This window comes from Microbacterium sp. RD1 (assembly GCF_052220165.1).
GTDB lineage: Bacteria > Actinomycetota > Actinomycetes > Actinomycetales > Microbacteriaceae > Microbacterium.
Genome location: NZ_JBQPOL010000002.1, coordinates 1,192,417 through 1,199,031, shown reverse-complemented (window position 1 = coordinate 1,199,031; position 6,615 = coordinate 1,192,417). Strand labels below are relative to the sequence as shown.

5 protein-coding genes are annotated in these 6,615 nt (G+C 70.5%); 3 read left to right on the top strand and 2 right to left on the bottom strand.

Annotated features, from left to right (window positions below; genetic code table 11):
- Positions 1 to 323 precede the first annotated feature (323 nt).
- Positions 324 to 1,064 carry a GNAT family N-acetyltransferase gene (locus tag ACTU3I_RS14430; protein ID WP_442926385.1) on the bottom strand — a complete coding sequence of 247 codons (741 nt, stop codon included), beginning with the start codon at positions 1,062 to 1,064 and terminating at the stop codon, positions 324 to 326.
- Positions 1,065 to 1,231: 167 nt separating this feature from the next.
- Between ACTU3I_RS14430 and ACTU3I_RS14425 the strand changes: the two genes are divergently transcribed.
- The 3 genes from ACTU3I_RS14425 (at position 1,232) to ACTU3I_RS14415 (ending at position 4,989) form a co-directional block, all read left to right on the top strand.
- Positions 1,232 to 2,428, top strand: coding sequence for an LLM class flavin-dependent oxidoreductase (locus ACTU3I_RS14425; protein WP_442926384.1), 1,197 nt, complete (start codon positions 1,232 to 1,234; stop codon positions 2,426 to 2,428).
- 17 nt (positions 2,429 to 2,445) lie between these two features.
- Entirely contained in the window at positions 2,446 to 3,810 is a 1,365-nt protein-coding gene (locus tag ACTU3I_RS14420; protein ID WP_442926383.1) for an NtaA/DmoA family FMN-dependent monooxygenase, read from the top strand.
- A gap of 69 nt (positions 3,811 to 3,879) precedes the next feature.
- Positions 3,880 to 4,989 (top strand): FAD-dependent oxidoreductase, encoded by a 1,110-nt coding sequence (locus ACTU3I_RS14415; protein ID WP_442926382.1) that lies wholly within the window; start codon positions 3,880 to 3,882, stop codon positions 4,987 to 4,989.
- 219 nt (positions 4,990 to 5,208) lie between these two features.
- Here the strand turns inward: ACTU3I_RS14415 and ACTU3I_RS14410 are convergent, their stop codons facing one another.
- Positions 5,209 to 6,552: a DUF222 domain-containing protein gene (locus ACTU3I_RS14410; protein WP_442926381.1), complete on the bottom strand. Its 1,344-nt coding sequence runs from the start codon at positions 6,550 to 6,552 to the stop codon at positions 5,209 to 5,211.
- Positions 6,553 to 6,615 lie beyond the last annotated feature (63 nt).

Sequence of the window (6,615 nt, the reverse complement as noted above, 5' to 3'; positions counted from 1 at the left end):
CGCCGCAAAATCAACAACAAATCCCCCACCAAAACCAGCGACAACACCACCAAAGCGCCGATCTCAAACCACAACGGGAGAATCAAGTCCACGGAAGGACCCTTTCAGGAGGGAGCACGAAAGAACGAAAGTCTCTCCCCGCGGCGATGCCGCGACGCGCACCCGGGACGGAAGAACCGTCCGTGATGACGGATGCGCGCTCTCGGGATACTCCCCCTCGCGGCTGCCACTCTACCGGGCGCGCGCGACCATCTCGTGGCGGAAAGGGCGGATGCTCCGCGCGATCGAGCGCCCCCTCGTCCGACGGCTGGGTCGCGCGGAGATCAGACCGCCGCGTCGTCGTGCACCGCCGCGCGCGCGGGTGTGCGCGCGGCGGAGAAGGTGGTGCGTCGGCGCACGACGAAACCGAGCCGCTCGTAGGCGGCGATCGCCCCGACGTTGGTGGCGGCGGCGTGCATGAGCGCGCGGTCGCCGCGCGCCCGGATGGAGTACGCGACGTCGAGGACGAGGCGGGAACCCAATCCCTGCCGGCGGTGGCTCTCGTCCACGGCCACGGCGCTGATCTCCGTCCAGCCCGCAGGATGCAGCCGCTCTCCGGCCATGGCGACCAACGCCCCGTCGCGGCGGATGCCGATGTACCGGCCCAGCTCGTGCGTCCGCGGACGGAAGGGCCCCGGCTGGTTCCGTTCCACGATCGCCAGCATCTCGGGTACGTCCGCCGCGTTCAGTTCGACGGCCTCGGGGTCTGGTCGGGGTTCGAGCGCCGGGGTCTCGACGAGCTGCACGCCCTCGCCGCGTCCGGTCGGCTCCCAGCCCGCCGGAAAGTCGCCGTCGTAGCCTGACACCCCGATCTCGCCGCCGGGCGGCACCAGCTCGGCCAGCGCGCCCCACACCGCCGGGTCGTCCCACGTGCGTACCGCGATGAACGGCGAGACGTCTTCGGGGTATGCCCGAGCCAGATCGTTCCCGATCGCGAAGGATGCGTGGGGGCCCGTGAGGGAGTACCAGGCCGGGTTGTCGAGGACGGCCTCGTCGGCGGGGGTGAGGAACGCGCCGGAACTCATACCCGCGACGGTATCCCCGTGCGCGGGGAGTGATCGCCGAGTATGACGGCGCGTGACGGGCGGAGAAGCTCCGTGACGTCCGCCCTCCCGCCGAAGGTCGCACGCCACCAGGCTGGGGCGGTCGGCAGGCCGCACGGCAGCCGGACCGTCGTGGAACAGGAGCAGAGATGGCATCCGAAGGACTTCGTCTGGGCGTCGCATTGGACGGCGCCGGATGGCACCCCGCCGCGTGGCGCGAACCCTCGGCCCGCCCGCTCGAGCTCTTCACGCCGGCGTACTGGGTGGGGCTCGTCCAGCGTGCGGAGGACGCCGGCGTGCACTTCGCCTCCTTCGACGACTCGTTCTCGCTGCAGTCGAGCTCCTTCGTCGGCGCGGACGACCGCGTCGACGAGATCCGCGGGCGCCTGGACGCTCTCCTCGTGGCGTCGCGCGTGGCGCCGGCGACGTCGCGGATCGGACTTCTTCCGACCGTGACGACCACGCACACCGAGCCGTTCCACATCTCGAAGGCCGTCGCGACGCTGGACCACGTCAGCGCAGGGCGAGCGGGATGGCAGCCGAGGATCTCGTGGCGCGCCGACGAAGCACGGCTCACCGGGCGGCGGGAGCTGCCGCTCGTGGACACTTTCGACGATCCGCGCGTGGCGGAGGTGACGGGGGCGCTGTTCGCGGAGGCGTCGGACGTCGTGGAGGTCGTGCGGCGACTCTGGGACAGCTGGGAGGACGACGCGGAGATCCGCGACGTCGCGACCGATCGGTTCCTCGACGCCGACAAGCTGCACACGATCGACTTCGAGGGGGAGTGGTTCAGCGTGCGGGGTCCGTCGATCACGCCCCGACCCCCGCAGGGCGCGCCGGTGGTGGCCGCCCTCGCGCACGCCACCGTGCCCTACCGCTTCGCCGCGCAGTCGGCGGATCTCGTCTTCGTCACCCCCGTGCAGTCGGGCGAGGCGCAGGGCATCCTGGCGGCCGTCCGCGAGGCGGAGCGGCACGTCGAACGTTCCGGTGAGCCCCTCCAGGTCTTCGCCGACCTCGTGGTGTTCCTCGACGCCGACGAGCAGGCCGCCGATCGGCTGGCACGGCTGGACGCACTAGGCCGCCCGCTGTCGTCGGATGCGCGCATCTACACGGGATCCGCCGAGTCGCTGGCCGATGAGATCGGGGCCCTGGCTGCGCTCGGCTACGCCGGGGTGCGGCTCCGGCCGGGCGTCGTCACCGACGATCTTCCCCGCATCGCCGACGAGCTCGTTCCGCTGTTGCGTGATCGGGAGCTCCTCGCACCGGATGGTGCGCCGTCGCTGAGAGCCGCGCTGGGCCTTCCCTCGACGGTCCCGAATCGCTACGCGCCCGCCCTGGCCGTGTGACCGACAGAGAGAACGAGATGAGCACTCCACGAAAGCAGATCATCCTCGCCGCGTACGTCGGCGGCGTCAACGAGCACACCCTGTGGGAGCATCCGCAGGCCGGCAGCCAGATCGACTTCGACTCCTTCCGCCATGTCGCGCAGACGGCCGAGCGCGGTCGATTCGACTACTTCTTCCTTGCCGAGGGCCTCGCCCTTCGCGAGCGGGACGGCCGCGTGTTCGATCACGACATCGCCGGGCGCCCCGACACCCTTCCCGTGCTGGCGGCGCTGGCGGCGGTCACCGATCACATCGGCCTGGTCGGAACGCTCAACGCCACCTTCAACGAGCCGTACGAGCTGGCGCGTCAGATCGCGACGCTCGATCACCTGTCAGGCGGCCGCGCCGGCTGGAACGTCGTCACCAGTTGGGACGCGTTCACGGGGCAGAACTTCCGCCGGGGAGGCTTCCTGTCGCGGGACGATCGATACGTCCGCGCGGAGGAGTTCGTCGCGGCCGTGCGGCGGCTGTGGGACTCCTGGCCGGAGAACGCGATCATCGCCGACAAGGTCACCGGCCGCTTCCTCGCCGACGCCAATGCCGGGGAGTTCGCCGTCCGCGGCGACCAGTTCGACATCGACGGCCGGTTCACGGTGCCGCGCAGTCCGCAGGGGCAGCCGGTGATCGTGCAGGCAGGCGTCTCCCCTCAGGGCCGGGACTTCGCGGCGGCGAACTCCGACATGATCTTCTCTCCGTATCATCGCCTCGCCGAGGCGCGGGAGTTCTACGCCGACATCAAGGGTCGGGCGCGGTCGCATGGCCGTAACCCTGACGACCTGAAGATCATCCCTGCCATCGGCTTCGTGCTCGGCGACTCGCTCGCCGACGCCGAGGAGAAGTCCCGGCACCTGCTGGCGCAACAGCTCAGCGACCGCGCCGTGCAGGTGCAGTTCGAGCAGGTGTGGAACCGCGACCTCTCCGCCTACGACCCCGACGGACCGCTCCCCGACGTCGACCCCGATCCGGAGGCGCCGCCGTTCATCCAGGGACGCGCGTTCCTCTACCAGGACCGCATCGAGACGGTGCGGCGTTGGCGGGCGCTCGCGCAGGAGAAGGGCCTCAGCATCCGAGGCCTGGCGGCGGAGGTCTCGGCGCGTGCCGATTACATCGGCACGGCCGAGCAGGTCGCGGCCGCACTGGACGAGTTCGTTCAGAACGACGGTGCCGACGGCGTCGTGCTGGGCGGCTATCACACGCCGCACGGGATCGACGAGTTCGTCGACCAGGTGGTGCCGCTGCTCCAAGAGCGCGGCTCCCTGCGCACCGAGTACACCGGACGGACGCTGCGCGACAACCTCGGGATCGCCGCTCCCGCTCGCGGCGTGCTCGCCGCGAGCGCGTGAGGGCAGCCGCATGACGGTCGCATCCGGGATCGAGACGGGGCAGGCGCCGCTCCTCCGCCGCGGGGCGGAGTGAGCGCCGGGGCGACGCGCGACGCGGAGGTTATCGTCGTCGGTGGCGGCGTGATGGGGGCCGCCACCGCGTGGCAGCTCGCGGCGCGGGGCGTCGAGGTGGTGCTGCTCGAGCGTTTCGAGCGAGGACATCGCCGCGGCGCATCACACGGCGCATCGAGGAACTTCAACGTCGGATACGAAGACCCGCGGCATCTCTCGTGGCTTCGCGAGGCGGATCGGCTCTGGGGTGAAATCGAGGCGGTGTCGGGTGAACCCCTTCTCACCCGCACGGGCATCGTCAATCACGGCCCCGGCCGCGACTATGCCGCGGTAGCGGCCGCGGTCTCTGCCGGCGGGTTCGCAACGGAGCTGCTCGGCGCGGCCGAGGCCGGCGTGCGCTGGCCCGGGTTCCGGTTCGCGGGTCCTGTGCTCTACACCCCGGATGCTGGACGCCTTCATGCCGACCGGGCGGTGGCCGCGTTCACCGACGTCGCGTGGGATGCCGGTGCGCGCATCCGCTACTCCTCGGCCGTCAGCACGGGTCGGGTGTCGGACGACGGCGTGCGTGTCCAGGTGCGCTCCGCCGACGCCGATGAGACTCTGACCGCCGATCGGATCGTCGTCACCGCGGGGGCGTGGACAGTCGACGTGCTCGCGGCGCTCGGTGTCCGCATCCCGCTTCCTCCGCTGCGGGTGACCCAGGAGCAGCCGGCGCACTTCGTCCCCGAGGACGACGACGCGCTCTGGCCCGGCTTCAATCATTCGCCGGCGGCCGATGACCCGGCAACGGCGTGGTTCCTCAGCGGGGTCTACGGCATGGGGACGCCGGGGGAGGGTGTGAAGGCCGGATGGCACGGGGTGGGCCCGGAAGTGCATCCGGACCGCCGGACGTATCAGCCCGACCCGGCGCTGACTGCCGCCATCCGACGCTATGCGCACGAGTGGCTACCCGGAGTGGTGAGCCAGGACGCCAGCGAGATCACCTGCACCTACACGAGTACCCCTGACTCCAGCTTCTTCCTCGAGCGGTTCGGCCCGGTGACGATCGGTGCGGGCTTCTCGGGGCACGGCTTCAAGTTCGCTCCCGTGATCGGCCGTATCCTGGCCGACCTCGTAACGACCCCCTGACCCGCCCCTCCGGCGTGGCGTGGTGCCCCCATCCGGTCGCTGAGCGAGCCGCAGGCGAGTCGAGGCGTCACCCCCGTCCGGTCGCTGAGCGAGCCCGGAGGGCGAGGCAAGCGTCTCCGCGCGGTGGGGCGTGGTGCCTCGCCTCGGTCGCTGAGCGAGCCGTAGGCGAGACGAAGCGCCCTGCGCGCCTCGGTCATGCGGTGCGTATGCGCGGAGTTGTCAGAAGGGTGGTGGTTGGTTGTCGGGGATGAAGGTGACGTGGGGTGGGGGTTGGTCGGTGTAGGTGTGGCCTAACGGGCTTCGGAATTGGAGGGTGCCGTTGGGGTGTTGGGTGGCGGTCCAGGGGGTTTCGGTTTTGAGGGTGTGGTGGCGGGTGCAGAAGTGCGCCAGGTTGGTGTTGGTTGTCTCGCCGCCGTCGTGGTGTTCGTGGTTGTGGTCGATCTGACACCGGTGGGCGGGTTGCCGGCACCCGTATCCGCGGCACCGCCTGTCGCGGGCGCGGAGGAACCGGGCCTGCGACGCCGCCGGGGTGTACCGGTCGACGGCGATGACGATCCCGGTGATCGGGTGGGTGAACACCCGATCCCATCCGGGCGTGCCACCAGCGAGGCGGCGGGCGGTGTCGGGGTCGACGGGGGTGCGTCCGTTGAGCATCGCCCCCGATTCCGTCATCCCGGTGAGTGCGGTGGCGGGGATGGTGATCTGCACGTGCCCCGTGATCCGGTCCAGCGCCGCGTTCCCGGTGGGGTCGATCGTCGGGGTCGCGCACAGCAGCATGTCCGCGACGAGGTCCGCGCTGATCTGCGCGGTCGTGCGGACATCATCCACAACCGCGCCGTCGGCGGGCTCGGTCACGGTCCCGTCAACCCGTGGGCCAGCACTTTCCGTGCGACGGCGGGCGCGGTGGGCGTTGGCGGTGTCGCGGACGATCTTCGCTTGTTGACGGATCCGGTCCCGGATGGCGTATGCGATCGTGGCGGGGAGGAGGACCTGGAGCAACGCCATCCCGTCGGCCAGGTCCACCACGCTGATCGACCTTTTCGTGACGGCTTCGGCGTGCCGTTCTGCCATGGATACCGGGTTGATGATTTCGGCGAGTTCGCGGGCGTAGGCGTCGGTGCGGCCGGGGGTCTCTTTCACCGCGAACTCCAGCACCGTCTCTTCCCACGCGGCGCGGACTTCGTCGGGCAGGGGGAGCCCGGTCTTGAGGATGATGGCAGCGTGCCCGCGGGAGATTCGTCCCGCCTCCCATACCTCTACTGTGCGCGGGAACCGGGTCACAAGGGTGTAGGCGTCGTCGAGTTCTCGTTGCGCGGTGCGGTCGGGCATGTGCGCGGCGAACGCGACCTCCGCGGCGATCGACCGCACCGGCATCTCCCGCACCGCCGACCCCGACACCTCCATCTGTGTCATCGCTTCGGTCATCAGTGCGGCGAGGTGACGGACCCGTTTCGCCTGCGCCGCCGCGATGACGGCGTCTTCGGAGAGCACCCCCGCCAGCGCTGCGCGCATCCGCACCGCCTGCTCGGGGTCTATCCCACCGGGGATCGGGAACGTGTCCATACCCTCCACGATAGGCAGGGCCACCGACATCGAGCGTCCCCGCCCAGGTCGCCGGAAAGAAGC

Excerpts from the sequence above, each read along its gene's own strand:
- ACTU3I_RS14430 (WP_442926385.1), bottom strand. The coding sequence starts at position 1,064 with ATGAGTTCCGGCGCGTTCCTCACCCCCGCCGACGAGGCCGTCCTCGAC.
- ACTU3I_RS14425 (WP_442926384.1), top strand. The coding sequence starts at position 1,232 with ATGGCATCCGAAGGACTTCGTCTGGGCGTCGCATTGGACGGCGCCGGA.
- ACTU3I_RS14410 (WP_442926381.1), bottom strand. The coding sequence starts at position 6,552 with ATGGACACGTTCCCGATCCCCGGTGGGATAGACCCCGAGCAGGCGGTG.
- ACTU3I_RS14420 (WP_442926383.1), top strand. The coding sequence starts at position 2,446 with ATGAGCACTCCACGAAAGCAGATCATCCTCGCCGCGTACGTCGGCGGC.